Below are 18,161 nucleotides of genomic sequence, written 5' to 3' on the forward strand. Positions count from 1 at the left end.
TTCTTTAATTTCGAAAAAGTATGTCACATTTTATTGAAATATTATGCTTTTTCGATTCCTTGTTTAGCGATATATAAAGCTAAATCCATTAAACGAGTAGAGTAGCCGATTTCGTTATCATACCAAGAAACGACTTTCGCCATACGACCTTCCATTACCATTGTTGATAAACCGTCAATTGTAGATGAAGCCGGGTTACCATTGTAGTCGATTGATACTAATGGTAATTCGTTGTAAGCAAGAACGCCTTTTAAGTCGCCTTCTGACGCTTCTTTTAATGCTGCGTTAATTGAATCTTTTGTTACGTCTTTTTCCAATTCAACAACTAAGTCAACACATGAAACGTTCGGTGTTGGAACACGCATTGAGAAACCGTCCAATTTGCCTTTTAACTGTGGCAATACTTTTGATACTGCGATTGCTGCACCAGTAGTTGTCGGAATCATTGATACCGCGCCTGCACGTGCACGACGTGGGTCAGAGTGCGGGAAGTCAAGGATACGTTGGTCATTTGTATAAGAGTGAATTGTTGTCATCATACCGCGTTTGATGCCGAACTTTTCATCCAACACTTTTGCAAGTGGTGCTAAACAGTTTGTCGTACAAGAAGCATTTGAAATAACATCTTGTGCTGGGTCGTAATCTTCGTGGTTAACGCCCATTACATATGTTGGCATATCGCCTTGTGCTGGTGCAGAAAGGATTGCTTTTTTCGCGCCGGCTTCGATATGTTTTGATACTTCTTCCATTGAACGCCATCTACCTGTACATTCTAAAACTACATCTACACCAAGTTCACCCCATGGTAAATTTGCAGGATCTTTTTCTGAAAGCACTTGAATACGTTTGCCGTTTACGATAAATGCATCTTCTTCCGCTTGAACGTCTGCATCATACACTCCATGTACTGAGTCGTATTTTAATAAATGTGCAAGTTGTTTCGCATCAGTTAAATCATTTACTGCAACTACTTCAAATTCCTCGTGCTTCATTGCTTCGCGGAATACTAAACGTCCGATTCGTCCAAATCCATTGATTGCTAATTGTAATGCCATGTGTAATTCCTCCAATAACTTTATTATTAAAATAGTATGTGTAAAATCATACTTTTAAAAACATATTTAATTTTTAAGGATTGTACTTGCAGTTTGCTCATCTGTAATCAAAATCGTTTGCGATGCAGCGTTTTTAAAATACGCCTGAATCGCTGCCGCCTTATTTCTGCCTGCCGCAATGGCAAGAACATGCTGCGCTTTGTTGACTTGATGACGCTGGATTCCAATTGTCCTCAGATGATGGACAATGTCGCCATCTGCATTGAAATAGTAGCCAAATGCTTCGGCAACCGCGCCTTTTTCTTCAAGTATTTGCTGCTCCTGCTGTGAGCTTTTACGACGAAGTGCCATTTCCTGTGCTGCACCGATTCCGTGAATCACGATATCCACCTGTTCATAAAGTGTAATCATCTCCCGAATAATCGGTTCATCCTTCATCGCTTCATATGCCTGCTCACTTAAATGCTCCGGCAAAAACAATGTGCGGTATGTTGCCCCGCATCTTTTTGAAAACTTCGAGACAATTGTATTCGCCTGGAATGTCATCTCATCACCCATACCACCACGTGCCGCAATAAAGTTCGCGTCGCTCAGCACCGGGACATCCGATAAATATTCCTTCATCGAAGCAACACTGCTGCCGCCTGTCACCGCAATTTTCGCTTTTGCAGGTGCAATCTGCTGTAGTACTTGTGCCGCAACTTTACCGAGCTGCTGCTTTACCGTTTCATCCTGTTCGGCATCACCTGGCACAATGATGACACGTGCAATGCCAAAGATGTTTGTAAGCTTCTGTTCCATCGCCACAATACCGGAAAGCTCACGATACAGTTCGTAAAGCTGTTCTATTACTTCATACCCTTTTGGCGTGCAAATCATGCCTTTTTTTTGAATCAAGATCAATTGCTGTTCGCTCAGGACCGTTGTTTCATTACGGATATCACGCTCTGTCATCTGAAGCTGTTCTCCTAAAGCACGTCTGCCAATCGGGCTAAATGTCGCAATTGCTTGTAAAACTCGAAACCTCTTTTGAAAAAGAGCATCAATTTCAGGCATTAGTTTACGCTCAGCTGCAAAAAATGAAATATCCGTCAAAAAACCACCTACCTGATTTATCTTGTTGGACAATATATGTCCCACATAAATATTTTATGTCCCACATGGGGTAAAAAAAAGAATTTCTGACTTCATTATAGATCGTCTCGGAGTGATTTGCAACTTTTATGACGGAATTATTCGCAAAAAATAGCGAACAGGCACCGATAGCTAGTCCACCAGTGCCTCATACAATGTCACATAATCGAGTTGTCCGTATTGCAAAACATCCCCGTTATACTCAACAACAGGAATCATGAGCATATACTTTTCATGCGCTTCATCATCTTCTTCTATATTATAATGCTCAATCGTAAAGTCGATGTCTTCCTGCACAATTTTTAACGTATGGAGTCCTTCAATGCAAAGTCCGCAGTCCGGTTTTGAATAAAATTTGATAATCATTGGCAGTTCCTCCCTTTTTTATCATTATAGCTGATGATGGTGGGGATAGCGGGGATTTTATTAGAAGATTTTTTGATTTATTGGAACATCCGGGTGGCATATTAGAAGTTCTCGAATGCTTATTAGATAATGCGGGGCACTTATTTGAACATCGGCCACTTATATTAGAAGCTCCCTGTTTTATTAGAACTTTTACTGGTTTATTAGAACATCGCGCCAACTTATTTGAAGTTTTCGCTTACTTAATTAGAAAATGCGTACCTCTTTTTCATCGCCTACTTTTATTAGAACTTCCCCGGCTATATTAGAACATCTGACAACTTATTAGAAGTTCTCGAATGCTTATTAGAAGATCGAGACCCCTTATTTGAACATTAGCCACTTATATTAGAAGTTCCGCGTTTTATTTGAACTTTTACGGGTTTATTAGAACATCGCGTCAACTTATTAGAAGTTCTCGCTTACTTAATTAGAAAATGCGGACCTCTTTTTCATCGCCTACTTTTATTAGAACTTCCCCAGCTATATTAGAACATCGCGCCAACTTATTAGAAAACCGCCGCCCCCCGCCTCCCGCACCAAAAAAGCACCCCACCCGCAAAGAGTGAGATGCCTGATGCCTTGCCTTAAACCTAGAACTTCCTGCCCGCGCCTCCGCCGAACGAGCCGCCTCCACCGAAGCCGCCAAAGCCGCCCGATGAACCGCCGCCACCGCCGAAGCCGCCTCCAAAACCACCGAAACCGCCACTACGGTATACCCTGCGTGCTGTGCGTCGGCGTCCACCTGGGCCACCGCCACCACCAAACTTCGTAATGATGAAGTAAATAATAATGATCATTATAATGAAACCGATTGAAATCCCATCATCATCATCATTTGATGCAACAGGCTGTACTAGATCCGCGCCGCCTGCTTCACCACCCATTTCTTCATAAAATGCGGAGAAAATACTGGCAAACGCATTCGTATAATCACCATCAGCTAGATACGGCAGCATATACGTATCGATCATGCCGCCGAGCTTTCCGTCCGGATATTCTCCTTCCAGACCGCCGCCGACCGTAATCCACACATCATTTTGCCCCGGTCCTTGCTCAGTTGTTGCAAAAATAAGCATGCCGTTATCAAGCGCTTCATCACCGATTCCCCAGCTGCGCATCGTCTCCGTACCAAACTCAAACGCATCCATTCCATCGATCGTATCAATCGTCATCATAACAATGACATTTCCCGTTGAACCTTCGAGCGCTTTTGCCGATTGAATTAAGTTTTGTTCCACATCATCGGACAAAACGTTGGCGTAATCATAAACGTAAGAATTGTAGGCCGGTTTATCCGGTATGGCTGCCATCGCCTGGATTGGTACGAGCATTACCCATATTAAAAGCGATACCATTAGTCTCACATACAGTCCCCCTTTTCAGGAGCTTCGGTCATGCCGAAAAGCTCCTCATGACTCCCTTCTTTAATCGCCAAAATCGACAGCCGGTGCTTCTTCCACACCTTCTTTAATTTCGAAGTAGTCTTTTTGTTCAAAGCTGAACATACCCGCGATTAAGTTTCCTGGGAAGCGGCGAACATCATTATTAAACTGCTGAACCGTGTCATTATAATCTTTACGCGCTACCGTTAGACGATTTTCCGTCCCTGCCAATTCATCCATTAACCTCGTAAATTGTACATCCGCTTTTAAATTCGGATAGTTTTCAACTACAACGAGTAAACGGGACAATGCAGAGGATAGCTCATTATTAGCATCCGCCGTTTCTTCTACTGTATTGGCATTCCCGTATTGTGTTCGGGCATCTGCAATCTGTGTGAAAATTTCTTCCTCATGTTCGGCATAGCCTTTAACCGTATTTACCAGATTCGGCACTAAATCAAATCGACGCTGCAGCTGGTTTTCGACTTGCGCCCATGCTGCGTCCACCGTTTCTTCACCTGTTACCAGTTTGTTGTATTTTGGCACGACAAGCATTGCCGCAATGACGATCAACGCAACAATTGCAATAAGCGCGACCAATACGGCACTGCCTCGTTCATTTTTTTTTAACATTTGCCCCATCCTCTCTTTTTTAAAATTAGCGTATAAAATTACGGTTCGTTTCCACAATAAGAGCGTACGAAATTTCTTACTATGGAGGTTTTTATTAATGTATACCCAATCATCTCAATCTCAAGACAATCAAATGCCCCTTTCAACAAATCATGGTGCCCATGAACTTCTGGATGTTCATGAAGTACTAAGCGCTATGATCGGCGGATTAAACCAATACGTTTTACTTCGCGACCAAGTTCAAGATAGCGAGCTTCTTTCTATTATGGATCGCCAGTATGCGTTTATGCTTGATGAGTATAATATTACTGTGGAAGCCTTTAAAACAGGTCATGATCCAAAACACCCTACACGCACCTACAATATGAATATGGGCAACGATACTATTTACGGCTTAAAACCAGGTGAGCCTAAAAAGCCGATCACTTCGGCAAGTGAAATTAATGATGGCATTATTTCAGGTTTCTTGCTCGGCTGCCATAAAGCTGGGGCTACAGGAAAAACAGGTGCTGCTTTAGAAAGCACAAACCCGGTAGTACGTCGCGTGCTACAAGATTCAGTACCAAACTGCATTGAAATGGCCTATGAAATTTCATTGTACCAAAACAAAAAAGGCTATTATCAAGTGCCACAACTATCTCCACAGGATATGAGCGCAATGCTCAATATGTATGGCAAAGCAGATCAAGCGAAAAACATGCCTAACTAGTATGCCCAATAAACTATACGAACGAATCATTGTATAGTTTCAATTTTTAAATAATTCATCCAATATTTACAACAAATATTTCAGGTGGATATACAAACAATAAAAACGGTGCTCGTTTCACCTACTACGATGAAGGAGGGGCTTTTATGAAAAATATTCGTGAAGGTTTAATTCCGACTGTACTTGGATCAGCTGTCACTGCAACGGGGTATGCAATGAAACAAAAAATCGGTACGAACAAGATGCTTGCCAATACCATTTTCGGTTTCGGCCTTGCCCATATTGTATTAGGAGCAATTGACCTTGTAGAACATCGTAAGTAATAAAGAAAAGCTGATGTAAAGATCTGCTTTTCCACAAAAAAAACGCCCAACTTTCAGTGTATAGAAAGTTGGGCGTTCTATATTTGTACTTCCCCCTTTATTTTTATACGGTATTATTCTTTCAAAGCTTATCGCAAATTTCACCGATAAGCGCTAATCCATGTTATAACCACACTCCTCGCAAAACTTTTTCGGTTCATCGTAGCATTCATTGCAGTTGGCGCAATTATATATATATGACGCCGTAATGTCATCAATTGTTTGCTTTGCTTTATAGTCGGGCACTAATTCCTCCTCTTCGACACCCGCTAATTTACTAAGTTCATTTAATTCTTCAATATCTTTTTCCAGCTGCGCAATCGCGTTTTCTTTCGCCTCAATTTGTGCGAGCTGATAATTCACCATGCTGACCGAAAACAGGCTGTTGCGGTTCAAATTGACGATTTCCCCGATTTGCTGTTTCAGTATTTTGATTTCTTCTTCAATTCCATTGATTTGTTTTCGCAGTTTGGACCGGTCGACCGCAAAAGACGTTTTACTGCTAAGCGTTGTCACCTTCTTGTTGACTTTCTTCCTCCATTTCTGAAATGTGCCTTTCCCTTCACCCATAAAAACCCTCCACTTCAATCAGAAATTTTTCTGGATTCAACTGGTGCATCCACTTGTTCTTCTTCACAATATGTATTTCCATGTCGAAATATGCCTTTGTTATAAAATGAAATTTCAGTCAGTGTGGATTTTTTCATCCCCCACGGAGTAGAAGGAATTCAAGCTAACTACCCGTTCCCCGTAAAATAATAAAAGGCGCATCCCGTAAAGAAATGCGCCCGCCCGACTCAAATTTTCAACTGCTTATTTGTTCCAATAATTTACTGGAGAAATATTTCCGCGTATCTGCCATTTTAATATGCAGTAAACGCTCTTCAAGGCTTACCGGATGGATAAACGTAACGAAAGCCCCTTCCAGATTTTCATCGATCGTTTTAATCATATAATTTTCAGCAAGCAGTTCATCAATTTGCTGAATTTCTTTTTCTACAAACTGAAATTCTGACATGATTGCACCTCGTTTACAATTTAATCTGTGGAAGCTGTTTGTTGAACACCAATCGGTTCTGGAACAGCGTCAATTTCCCAGCTGCGTCCTGCTGTAATACCTAAATATTCATCATCGCTCGGATTCACGATTTCAGCTTGCGGATACTTTTTGAACCACCAGTATTTCGCCAGCACATAATAGATTGCCGCCCCTACAAAGAAGCCGACAAGCGAAGAAAATGAAGGCCAAATATTCGCGATCAGACCGCCAAGCACCCAAGCAATAATACCCGCTACATTGACACCTTTCAAATAGCGATATTGCCCTTCCACCTCATAAAGGTCCTTTACATTTACTCGTCGCTTACGGAGCAAGTAATAGTCAGCGAATAAAATACCGACAATGGAAGAAAGGATTCCGCCGACAACGAGCAGAACGCTATTTAAAATATCGAACAAACTCCAAGGCTGCACAATCGTCCCGACAATACCGGCAATGACTACACCTATCCAGAACGGTACTTTCGGTCCGCCGATATTCGAGAAAATCGTCGCGGCCGGAATAACGTTCGCGGAAGTATTTGTCGACCACTGTGCCAGTACGATCATCGATAACAGCATCACCAGGACAAAACCGCCCGCCGCTTGCTGAAGTGCGTTGATCGGATCACCTGAACCAGTCGCCATATAACATACCGCACCAATGACGATCATCAGTGTATTGAAAATTGGCTGAACGACAAGGGAACCTAGTAACTGTGTCTTATTTCGTTTGAACCAGTTACGCTCATTTTTCGGTGCTTTGAAGTGACGGGAAAGTGTCGGCATATCCGCAGCAAGCGTTGCCCAGAAGCCCATGATTGCCGTAGCGACTACCATGAATGCCGTAAACTGTTCAAAACCGGTTTGCGGTGCTTCCACCCAAGACCATACCGCTTTTCCTTGCTCTTTCGCTTCAGCAGATAATTGCAAATACATCCAAATAGAAATAAAGATAATAATCGGTGCAGCGAAATCCGCGAAACGTTCAATCGATTTAATCCCTAAAGACACATTGAACAACTGTAATGTCGCAAATACAAGGAAGCAAATAAACCAGTTGTCAAAGCCGAACATAATATTCAGAATGCCGTTAATCGCCAATGCCCCGAAATACGTGTTAATCCCGAACCAGCACGAAGCTGTAAACGCACGGGCAAATGACGGGAAGTGCGTACCGATCGTTCCGAATGGGGCACGCATATAAACAGGAAACGATAATCCGTGTTCAACACCGATATCCCCGATGACAACCATGAAAATCCCGATTAAAATCGAGCCAACCAGTGTCGCCAGGATGAGCATCGGCATACTTAAATTAACAATTCCTCCTGCACCGATCGCAAATGCGGCGAGTACGATGGCCATCCCTACCCAGATGACGCCAAAGCCCATCATACTAATACTGCGATTCTCATATGTGACAGGAAGTAAGTCTGGTGATTTTAAATAGTTACTACTTGTGCTTTTTCTGTCTGACATCGCTACACCTCTCTTTATTCAATTTTTAGGCCAACAGGAAATGGGTCAGTCAGCCGTTGTCGCACGATGCGACGCTGTTAGGCTGACATCCATTCCTTTAAAAATCAGTGATATCCGCCAAAACCCTACCTCGCAATACTTGAACTGCTTGGAGCAAAACCTGCAATTAATGTCTGTCTTTCATTCCATGTCATCGGCGGCTGTGTCGGAATAAGTTCCTTCATCGTAATCGCACCTTCAGCCGGACAAACAATCGAACATAAGTTACAGCCAACGCAGTCTTCCTCACGCACTTTCAGCATTGGACGGCCATCTTCTGTATACAGATCGATACATTGATGGGACGTATCTTCACAGGCAATATGGCATTTATTACAGTTAATGCAAACATCATTATTGATCTCTGCAACAACTTTATAATTTAAGTCCAAATCTCCCCAATCCGAATATTTCGGTACTGTTTTCCCAACAAGATCCATGACCGATGTTAAACCTTTATCGTCTAAATAGTTGTTTAAACCATCAATCATATCTTCAACAATGCCAAAGCCATGATGCATTGCCGCTGTACAAACTTGCACACTCGTCGACCCCATTAAGATGAACTCAGCAGCGTCCTGCCAGTTCGAAATACCGCCAATTCCGGAAATCGGTAAATTGATATACGGACTTCTTGCACATTCACCAACCATGTTCAGAGCAATTGGCTTAACGGCCGGTCCGCAATAACCGCCGTGCGCCCCTTTATTACCAACATGCGGAATCGTGTTCCAAGAGTTTAAATCAACACCCGCCAAACTATTGATCGTGTTGATCATACTAATCGCATCAGCACCGCCGCGCACCGCTGCTTCCGCCGTTACAGTAATATCCGTAATATTCGGTGTCAGTTTGACGATGACCGGTACTTCAGCATATTCTTTCGCCCAATAGGTCTGCTTTTCCACCAGTTCAGGCACTTGACCCGAAGCGGCTCCCATGCCACGTTCCGCCATACCATGTGGGCAGCCGAAGTTTAATTCGAAGCCATCTACCCCAACATCCTGTACTCTTTTTACAATTTCATGCCATTTTTCTGCTTTCGGCTCTACCATTAACGATGCGATGATCGTATGATTCGGGAACCGCTTTTTCGTTTCATAAATTTCCTGTAAGTTCACTTCGAGTGGTCGGTCTGTGATGAGCTCAATATTGTTGAAACCCGCCACCTTTTGCCCATTAAAACTGACAGCAGCAAAACGTGACGAAACGTTTAAAATAGGATCCCCCAACGTTTTCCACACAGCGCCGCCCCACCCCGCTTCAAATGCACGCTGCACTTGATAGCCGGAGTTTGTCGGTGGTGCCGATGCCAACCAAAAAGGATTCGGTGACTTAATACCAGCAAAATCTATTCGTAAATCTGCCATTTCAATTCCCCCTATGCAATTTCTGAATTTGCGTTTAGTTCATAATGAATCGCGTAAGCCGAATCTTTGCCTTGCTGCGCCGCCGATACAACTGTCGCCTCACCATATCCGTTGCCGTAAATCGCATCACCGCAAGCGTAAATTTTCGGATTCGTTGTCTTCAGGCTATTATGATCTACATCAATCACACCACGTGTATTTGCCAACCCTAAATGCTCAATCAGCTCATACTGTTTCGTTTGACCGATCGCCCGAATAACCGCATCCGCCTCAATGACAAATTCAGAACCAGGAATCTCCATTAATGTCCCTTTTCCATTTTCGATGTCCGTCAGTTTCATTTTGATGCATTCCATTCCGATCACTTTCCCATTATCATCGCCAATAATGCGCTTCGGTAATGTCAGCCATCTGAATTCAACACCGTCCTGTTTCGCAAAATCAAACTCAAAATCGTACGCCGTCATTTCGTTTGATGTACGACGGTAAACGATTTGCACTTGCTCAGCACCCAATCTTACAGAACATGTCGCTGCATCAATCGCCGTATTACCGGCACCGATAACTAGCACTTTTTTGCCTAGCACTCGATCTGTGAATGAAGATTTTGATTCCTTCACAAAATCAATCGCATCATACACACCGTCCAAGTTTTCGCCCTCAACGCCAAGCATCGGTACTTTGCCCATACCAACCGCAACAATGATGCGGTCATAATTTGCAAGCAGTTCCTCTACCAGTACATCTTCGCCGATTTTCGTGCTCGTTTTAATTTCAACGCCGAGGTTTTGTACTTGCTGCACTTCCCATTCCACAACATCCTGCGGTAAGCGGAATGAAACAATACCGTAATAATTCAGGCCGCCTGCTTTTTCATCCGCTTCGTAAATCGTCACACCGTACCCAAGCAATGCCAGTTCACGTGCAGCAGATAACCCTGCCGGCCCACTTCCGATAATCGCGACTTTCTTGCCGTTTGCCGGTTGTGGTGTAAACAGATTGACATTCGACTCACGCAGCCAATCCGTTGCATAGCGCTGTAGATGACCAATTTGAATCGGCTTTTCCTCACTGTTCAACACACAAGCCCCCTCACAAAGCTCGATCGTTGGACAAACACGTGCACAGCTTGCGCCTACCGGATTTGACTCCATAATGACACGCGCTGAACCTTTCATATTATTCGAAGCAATCTTCTTAATAAAGCTTGGAATATTTATGCTCGTTGGACATGCCTTCACACAAGGTGGATCGTAGCAATACAAACAACGATTCGCTTCAACAGTTGCCGCGTATGTTGTTAAGCCACCAAATATTTCTTCAAAGTTTTTCGCTAAACTATTGCTCATTTCATAACAACCCTCTCCAGTTTGATTTGTTATTACTTTTAGCTATATCTTCGTTAACCTTTACAGATGATTTGAACGCTTGTTTATTAAATTCAGCCAATGCCCCGACCACCTGCTGAATGAAGATAAGCCCCGGCGGATGCCACAGATTTTTAATGGAATGGATGTCAGCCTAAAAACGTCGTATTGTGCGACAAAGGCTGACTGACCCACGTCCTGTGGGCCTAAAATCTGGACGCAATTACGCAAAAGCGAATTGATTGTGTTATGAAGTTACTTTAGTGGAACCCTTTACTTCACGACGGATATACTTGCCGCTTCCAAGCTGTCCGACGAATTTTTTATCTTGAATAACATATTCACCGCGCACGAGCACACTTGTCGGCTCACCCGTCACTTCAAGCCCTTCAAATGCGTTGTAGTCCACATTCATATGATGTGTTTCTGCAGAAATCGTACGTTTTACTGTCGGATCGAATAATACGATATCCGCATCCGAACCGACCGCGATCGTTCCTTTTTTAGGGAATAGCCCAAAAATTTTCGCAGACTGCGTCGAAATCATATCAACAAACTCATTTTCTGTAATGCGGCCTTTCGCAACACCTTCCGAATACAGTACAGAGAAACGGTCTTCGATAAACGGCCCGCCATTCGGGATTTTCGAGAAGTCATCTTTCCCTAATGTTTTCTTGCCGTTGAAGCTGAACGAACATTGGTCTGAGCCAATCGTTTGCAGCTGCTTCGCTTTCAGTGCATTCCACAATACTTCCTGATGCTCTACCGGACGTAACGGTGGTGACCATACATATTTCGCGCCTTCAAAATTCGGCTTTTCCAATGCTGTCTGGTCAAGCACTAAATACGGCGGACAAGTTTCCCCTAACACGTTGTAACCTTTATTACGTGCCGAAATGATTTCATCGACCGCTTCTTTACACGTTACATGCACGACATATAACTGCGCTCCCGCTAAGTTCGCCAGCTCAATCGCACGCTTCGTCGCTTCCCCTTCTACTTCAGGCGGACGAGTAAGCGCATGATAAATCGGCTCCGTCTGACCATTCGCTTTCGCTTCTTCTACTAGCTCATCGATAACCGATCCGTTCTCACAATGGACCATCACCGTTGCACCAAGCTTCTTCCCGACTTTAAACGCCTGGAATAACGTACGATCCGTCGCCTGGAACTCCTTCGCATAAGCAAGAAACACTTTGATCGAGCTGATCCCGCCTCTTTCCAATGCTTCCGGTAATTCCTGCAGGCGCTGCTCATTCAAATCACCGATCATTAAGTGGAAGCCATAGTCGATCACGGCCTTATCTTGTGCCTTGCCATGCCACGTATCAATCGCATCCATCAATGTTGGCGAGCCCGCACTAATACAGAAATCGATAATCGTCGTCGTTCCACCGTATGCCGCAGCAATCGTTCCTGATTGCCAGTCATCATCAGTTACCGTATTGTTGAACGGCATATCAAGATGGGTATGAGGGTCAATACCACCCGGGAATAAAAGCTTTCCTGTTGCATCAATAATTTCTGCTTCCGCATCTTCTATTTTTGCTGCAATTTGAGTGATGATCCCGTCCTCAATCAGCACATCCCCTTTAAACGTATCCGCAGCAGTAACAATTGTTCCCCCAGTAATAATCTTTTTCATATGAACCCTCCTAGTTTTCTAGTAATTTCTATTGAAAAAATGAAAAACCAAAGCGCAGATTAATTTCGATTCTAGTACTATTAACTTTTGAGAATATTTACTAGTTTTTAAGCATATAATTTAATATATAGTATTATATGTAACAATTAGTAACATAATATCTAATTAACGGAAAAAATTTAAATAAATATTTTCTGTTAATAAAACCCTTGTGAATCCTTCATAAATATAACTTTACTGAATGTTTAGAATAAAATTAATATACAAAAGGTAATTTTTTCCGTAATTTTTTTAGACAAAAGGTTAAAAGTTGTAAGGAAATATACTGTATTTATGTAAGTTTTTCTAACATAATGTATTGTTTTTGTCGGGTATTTAGTAGGAGGAAGCTTCGGTGAAGAGTTTTCTAATATGTTACGGAGTTGTTCTAATATATTTTTATTTGTTCTAATAAAGTTTGGATTTTCTAATATATCCTTCTCTTGTTCTAATATGTGTCCGCCATGTTCTAATATCTCCCCCAAATCTTCAAATATTCACTCTGTTTCTTCTAATATCCGCTGGCAATGTTCTAATAAAACTATAAACCCGTTTACTCACCCGTCTAAATCAGTACTTGTAGACACCATTACCGCCCAATCTTCTAATAAACACCCCAACTTTTCTAATAACCGGTCCACTTTTTCTAATAACCGCTCTCATTGTTCTAATAAAGCTGTAAATCCGCGTTCATCAAGCCCAAATCAGTATCCACCCCACCCATCATCCCAACAAAAAACAGCCTAACCCCACTTCCGGAATTAGGCTGGTATTTGCATGTATTTTAGTTGTTGCTAGGGAAAGCGAATGTCGATGCTGTCGTTTCTGTTGTGTCTGGCCAGCGTTCCGATACCGTTTTCGTTTTCGTAAAGAATCGGGCCTGATCCGGACCAAACATATGCCCTTCACCAAAGCGCGAACCTTTAAAGCCGGCAAAGTTATGATAGCCGACAGGGATTGGAATCGGCACATTGACGCCGACCATACCTACATCAATCTCCGTTGTAAACTTGCGCGCTGCCGCACCATCATTCGTGAAGATTGTGACCCCGTTCGCCAGGTCCTGACCGTTAATGAAATCAATGGCCTCCGAAAGTGTACTCACGCGCACGACATTACGAGCCGGACCGAAAACTTCCTCATCGAAAATCTCCATCTCCTTCGTAATATTATCCAATAATGTCGGACCAACGAAGAAGCCTTCCGCGTTTTTCACGATATCCAGTTCACGGCCGTCGACTACAACCGTCGCACCTTGACGTTCCGCTAAATCGATCGCTTTTAAAATATTCTCTTTCGACTCTTTCGAAATGACCGGACCAAAATCCGTGCCTTCCTCTTTATAGCTGCCCACTTTTAAGTTGCTGATTTTCTCTTTTAAAATCGCCACAAGTCGATCAGCCGTCTCTTCACCAACCGGCATAATTGTAGAAATTGCCATGCAACGTTGGGAAGCCGCGCCATATGCAGCACCGATAAACGCATTCGCCACTTGCTCTAAATCCGCATCCGGCATAACGACCATATTATTTTTCCCGCCGCCTAAAGCCGTAACGCGCTTGCCGTATTTCGAACCCGTTTCGTAAATATATTTCGCAACAGGTGTCGAACCGACAAATGAGATCGCTTGAACAGTCGGGTTTTCCAACAGCTCATTTACCGCATCTTTACTGCCGTTTACAACTGTCCAGATTCCGTCCGGCAAACCTGCCTTTTTCCATAACTCACTGACAAACAGCGAAGTCATCGGCACCTTTTCGGATGCTTTTAAAATAACCGCGTTCCCAACAGCGACTGCCATCGATGTTTGCGCTAACGGCACCATGATCGGGAAATTGAATGGCGAGATAGCCGCTACAACACCTAAAGGATACTTCGCAGAGTAGGCATTAATTTGCCCGCCCACATTTACCGAATATTCCCCTTTCACAAGATGAGGCGCACCGATTGCCAAGTCAACTGACTCCAGGGCACGTGTCACTTCACCGCGCGCATCCTCCAACGTTTTCCCGCTCTCCGTACAAATAATATCCAACAGCTGCTCCATATTTTCCGTCAGTAAAAAGCGGAAACGCATCAACACTTCCGCACGCTTCGCAACAGACAGATCACGCCATGCCGGAAAAGCTGCTTTTGCTGCTGCAATGGCTTCACGTGTTTCTTCAGCTGTCGCAATCGGAACTTCGGCAATTACTTCGCCTGTCGTCGGGTTATAAACTTTCGAATAGTTGTTGCTCTTCCCTTCGACCAATTCACCATTGATAAAATGTGTTAACTTTTTTACCGAAACTGCTTCTGTCATTATGAAGATCCCCCTTTATTTAATACTGTTTACTGCTTCAATCACTGTATTGGCGATCAGGTCCTTTTCTTCCACTGAAATTGAAAGCGGTGGTGACAGCGTTAATATATTGTTGAAGTTCGCGACCGTTACACCGTTTTTCCCGATAATGACACCCTTTTTCTTACAGTAGCCAATCACTGCATTCACGCGCTCAACATCAAGCGGTGCCTTCGTTTCTTTATTTTCCACAAGCTCAATACCAATCAATAATCCTTTTCCGCGAATATCACCTACGAATGGATGATCATTTAAATTTTCTTGCAATGTGCGCTTAAGTGATTCTCCAAGAACAACGGATTGCTCAAATAAATTTTCACGTTCCATAATTTCAATGTTTTTCAATGCGACAGCACATGCAACCGGTGAACCGCCAAATGTATTAATATGACGGAAAAACTCATAGTCCCCGTTCGCGACAAACTGCTCGTAAATTTCACGGCGGATTGCAGTTGCTGATAATGGCATGTAGGCACTTGTTAAACCTTTTGCCATCGTCACAATATCCGGTTTAATGCCATAGTTCTGGAAGCCGAACGCTGTACCTGTACGTCCGAAGCCACAGATTACTTCGTCAACGATTAAAAGCGCACCATGTTTCTCGCACACCTCTTTTACGCCTTTCAAGTAATCTTCATTCGGCACGATGACACCGCCACCTGTAATGATCGGCTCCATAATGACAGCGGCGATCGTTTCGGACATTTCCCAAGTCATTACTTGATCAATGTTTTTCACACTAGGCAGTGTCGTAGCATCGCCGTTTTCCGCCTGTTCCGGATTCCGGTATTGATCAGGTGGTGCCACATGTAAAAAGCCGGGTGCAAGCGGCTCGTATTTATATTTGCGTTGCGCTTGACCTGTTGCTGCTAAAGCACCCATTGAACTCCCATGATAAGCACGGTAGCGGGAAATGATTTTATAACGGGTCGTATCACCTTTTTGCTGATGATATTGTCTTGCCACTTTAAACGCAACTTCATTTGCTTCCGATCCGCTGTTCGAATAGAAGACAACATATTCGTCCCCAAGCAGCTCACTGATTTTCTGGCTCAGCAAAATTGCAGGGGTGTGCCCATTCGTCAGCGGTGTATAAGAATTTTTAAGCATTTGCTCGTAAGCTGTGTCGGCAATTTCCTTACGACCATAACCAATATTCGTACACCAAAGCCCTGCCATTGCATCCAAATATTTATTGCCATCGATATCTGTCAGCCAAGCTCCTTCCGCTCGTTCAACGATAAATGTTGCTTCTGGGTTATACGGCTTCATCGAGTGCCATACATGTTTTTCGTCATTTGCTTTCCAGTTATACTCTACATATTGGCTCATGCATTTCCCTCCTACATTCCTAAACTCTATTTCTATTTTCGCTTATTGGAAGATTAAGGGCATTATACATAGTGTCAAATGGATGTTTGCCTTGATTTCACATTTAGCACATGAGGATATCCTGATCAGGCAAGGGGGTTGATTTCCATTCCAATCAACGCATTTGATATTTAATTGCATCATCTTCAATCACGGCACCTACACCTTCACACCCTCATAATAATTATGCTTCGTCATGAGCAGCATGATTTCCAGGCAGAGGCGGTTTTCGTACTTCATAAAGTCACTGCCGATGATCTGTTCCACTTTTTCCAGGCGGTGATAAAGAGTTTGGCGGACGATAAATAGTTTTTCGGCAGTTTCCTTTTTTAGTCCATTACACTGAAAATAAACATCGAGTGTTTGAATTAAATTCGCATTGTGCTTGCTGTCATACTGGCTGAGTTTTTCGATTTTTTCCATTGCCGCCTGCATAAGACTGCTGTTGTTTTGCAGAACCTTCACCATATGGTACAACACCAGTTCATCGTAAAAATACGAAAGCTCTGTATGTTTCATCCGGATTTGCAGGGTTTCCTGCGCTGTTTGATAGCTTTCTTTCAATTCATTGTAATGCGTAACATATTTCCCAACAGCAATAAGCATGTCCTGTTTACTTTGATGAATCATCTCATTCATTACGCGGTTCATCCGTTCTTTATACGTAGCTCCCTGCGCCAAATCGTTGATGATAAAAATTAAATATTGGGACTGCTCGACAATAAATGTGTAAAACCCTTCTTTCTGCAGCGCCTGGCGAAGATTGATTTTATAATTCGTTAAATCCTTTATCGCATTCTTTCTTCTAAGCTGATGAATCATGACCATCCAGCCATTGTGCTTCAGTTTTTGATCGAACTCTTCGATAAAATAAAGCAATTCATCATCGCTGTTTTCACCTTCGAGCCATTTTTCAAAAAACTTCCGGTTTTCGCTTTCCAATTTTTCTTCAATATATAAATCTCTTAAAATAAACTGAGACAGCGTAACTACAGTGCGGTCCAAAATAAGTAAATCCAATTCCGTCATTTCTCTTTTTTCGGAGTATATATAGACCGTCCCGTACAACTGATCAAATAAATTCACTTCAATCTTTGCTTTATGTTTACTACCTAAAAGATTGATATACTTTTTGCAATTTTCAATCTTTTTATCCGGGATTGCGAGACTTGTTCCTTTGTTCACATCAAAATAAATATCCACGTTTAAATACTTTTGCATATACTGCAAAATCTTCACTTTGTCGTTCACTTTCAAAACATAGTTGTTGATCTTCTGGGAATAATCTTCGAGCTGCCTTAAAATATCGTACTGCTGATGAATGATCGCTGTATGCAAATCTTGCGTAATGCCGACAAACGGGACAATTTCCTGAAAAACGATGAGCGGAAAATCCAGTTGATCCGCCAGTTTAATGACACTTTCCGGAATCGTTTGAATGTACATACCTAACTCAATACACAGCCCGGCTACATTTAATTCATTAAGTTGCCTTACAAAATTCAGAAAGCCTTGTTCATTATCTTTTAAAATGACGCCCGTTGTCAGAATGAGCTCATTTCCTTTTATCAGCTGCTTCACATCGGTAACTTCCAATATATGAATCCATTTGATCGCATGGCTTAAGCCGGTTTGACCTGCGACGACCTTCGCCGATTCAAAGTATTTTCGATTTAGAACTTCTTTTACGGTTAACATAAGCAGCCCCCTATCATTAACAATTCGTCCATACAATTATTGTATCATTTTACATTAAGTATATATTAATTTGTTATATGCTAGTGCT

16 protein-coding genes are annotated in these 18,161 nt (G+C 42.7%); 2 read left to right on the forward strand and 14 right to left on the reverse strand.

The genetic code is table 11. The features are described 5' to 3' along the window. Positions 1 to 41 precede the first annotated feature (41 nt). From gap to MHH37_RS17430, 5 genes are all read right to left on the reverse strand, one after another. On the reverse strand, positions 42 to 1,055 hold the full coding sequence (gene gap / locus MHH37_RS17410; RefSeq protein WP_342574045.1) for a type I glyceraldehyde-3-phosphate dehydrogenase: 1,014 nt from the start codon (positions 1,053 to 1,055) through the stop codon (positions 42 to 44). A gap of 66 nt (positions 1,056 to 1,121) precedes the next feature. After that, positions 1,122 to 2,183 (reverse strand): sugar-binding domain-containing protein, encoded by a 1,062-nt coding sequence (locus tag MHH37_RS17415; protein ID WP_342574046.1) that lies wholly within the window; start codon positions 2,181 to 2,183, stop codon positions 1,122 to 1,124. A gap of 138 nt (positions 2,184 to 2,321) precedes the next feature. Further along, positions 2,322 to 2,555: a glutaredoxin family protein gene (locus tag MHH37_RS17420; protein WP_342574047.1), complete on the reverse strand. Its 234-nt coding sequence runs from the start codon at positions 2,553 to 2,555 to the stop codon at positions 2,322 to 2,324. A gap of 632 nt (positions 2,556 to 3,187) precedes the next feature. Next, positions 3,188 to 3,952 (reverse strand): TPM domain-containing protein, encoded by a 765-nt coding sequence (locus MHH37_RS17425; RefSeq protein ID WP_342576284.1) that lies wholly within the window; start codon positions 3,950 to 3,952, stop codon positions 3,188 to 3,190. A gap of 69 nt (positions 3,953 to 4,021) precedes the next feature. Beyond that, entirely contained in the window at positions 4,022 to 4,612 is a 591-nt protein-coding gene (locus MHH37_RS17430; RefSeq protein WP_342574048.1) for a LemA family protein, read from the reverse strand. A 97-nt stretch (positions 4,613 to 4,709) separates the two neighbouring features. On the opposite strand from MHH37_RS17430, the gene MHH37_RS17435 reads away from it, so the two are divergent. Then, positions 4,710 to 5,321: a spore coat protein gene (locus MHH37_RS17435; protein WP_340799241.1), complete on the forward strand. Its 612-nt coding sequence runs from the start codon at positions 4,710 to 4,712 to the stop codon at positions 5,319 to 5,321. Positions 5,322 to 5,467: 146 nt separating this feature from the next. Then, positions 5,468 to 5,644, forward strand: a complete 177-nt coding sequence (locus MHH37_RS17440; RefSeq protein ID WP_008406370.1) for a hypothetical protein — start codon at positions 5,468 to 5,470, stop codon at positions 5,642 to 5,644. A 153-nt stretch (positions 5,645 to 5,797) separates the two neighbouring features. Here MHH37_RS17440 and MHH37_RS17445 read toward each other — a convergent pair whose 3' ends face one another. The 9 genes from MHH37_RS17445 to MHH37_RS17485 form a co-directional block, all read right to left on the reverse strand. Then, positions 5,798 to 6,253: a hypothetical protein gene (locus MHH37_RS17445; protein ID WP_008406374.1), complete on the reverse strand. Its 456-nt coding sequence runs from the start codon at positions 6,251 to 6,253 to the stop codon at positions 5,798 to 5,800. Between the two features lie 235 nt (positions 6,254 to 6,488). Further along, a complete protein-coding gene (locus MHH37_RS17450) occupies positions 6,489 to 6,701 on the reverse strand; it encodes a hypothetical protein (RefSeq protein WP_008406375.1) in 213 nt (70 codons plus the stop codon). 20 nt (positions 6,702 to 6,721) lie between these two features. After that, positions 6,722 to 8,203, reverse strand: a complete 1,482-nt coding sequence (locus tag MHH37_RS17455) for an NCS1 family transporter (RefSeq protein ID WP_342574051.1) — start codon at positions 8,201 to 8,203, stop codon at positions 6,722 to 6,724. Positions 8,204 to 8,328: 125 nt separating this feature from the next. Next, the gene (gene preA, locus MHH37_RS17460) at positions 8,329 to 9,612 is read right to left on the reverse strand and encodes an NAD-dependent dihydropyrimidine dehydrogenase subunit PreA (protein WP_342574053.1); all 1,284 of its coding nucleotides are present in this window, start codon (positions 9,610 to 9,612) and stop codon (positions 8,329 to 8,331) included. Positions 9,613 to 9,623: 11 nt separating this feature from the next. Continuing rightward, the gene (locus tag MHH37_RS17465) at positions 9,624 to 10,961 is read right to left on the reverse strand and encodes an NAD(P)-dependent oxidoreductase (RefSeq protein ID WP_342574054.1); all 1,338 of its coding nucleotides are present in this window, start codon (positions 10,959 to 10,961) and stop codon (positions 9,624 to 9,626) included. Between the two features lie 265 nt (positions 10,962 to 11,226). Further along, entirely contained in the window at positions 11,227 to 12,624 is a 1,398-nt protein-coding gene (hydA, locus tag MHH37_RS17470) for a dihydropyrimidinase (RefSeq protein WP_008406382.1), read from the reverse strand. Between the two features lie 823 nt (positions 12,625 to 13,447). Next, a complete protein-coding gene (locus MHH37_RS17475) occupies positions 13,448 to 14,965 on the reverse strand; it encodes a CoA-acylating methylmalonate-semialdehyde dehydrogenase (RefSeq protein WP_342574056.1) in 1,518 nt (505 codons plus the stop codon). 15 nt (positions 14,966 to 14,980) lie between these two features. Next, positions 14,981 to 16,336: an aspartate aminotransferase family protein gene (locus MHH37_RS17480; RefSeq protein ID WP_340799246.1), complete on the reverse strand. Its 1,356-nt coding sequence runs from the start codon at positions 16,334 to 16,336 to the stop codon at positions 14,981 to 14,983. A 198-nt stretch (positions 16,337 to 16,534) separates the two neighbouring features. Further along, positions 16,535 to 18,073, reverse strand: a complete 1,539-nt coding sequence (locus MHH37_RS17485) for a PucR family transcriptional regulator ligand-binding domain-containing protein (RefSeq protein ID WP_342574058.1) — start codon at positions 18,071 to 18,073, stop codon at positions 16,535 to 16,537. Between the last annotated feature and the right edge of the window lie 88 nt (positions 18,074 to 18,161).

Origin of the sequence: Solibacillus sp. FSL K6-1781, from assembly GCF_038630735.1 — a bacterium.
Classification (GTDB): domain Bacteria; phylum Bacillota; class Bacilli; order Bacillales_A; family Planococcaceae; genus Solibacillus; species Solibacillus silvestris.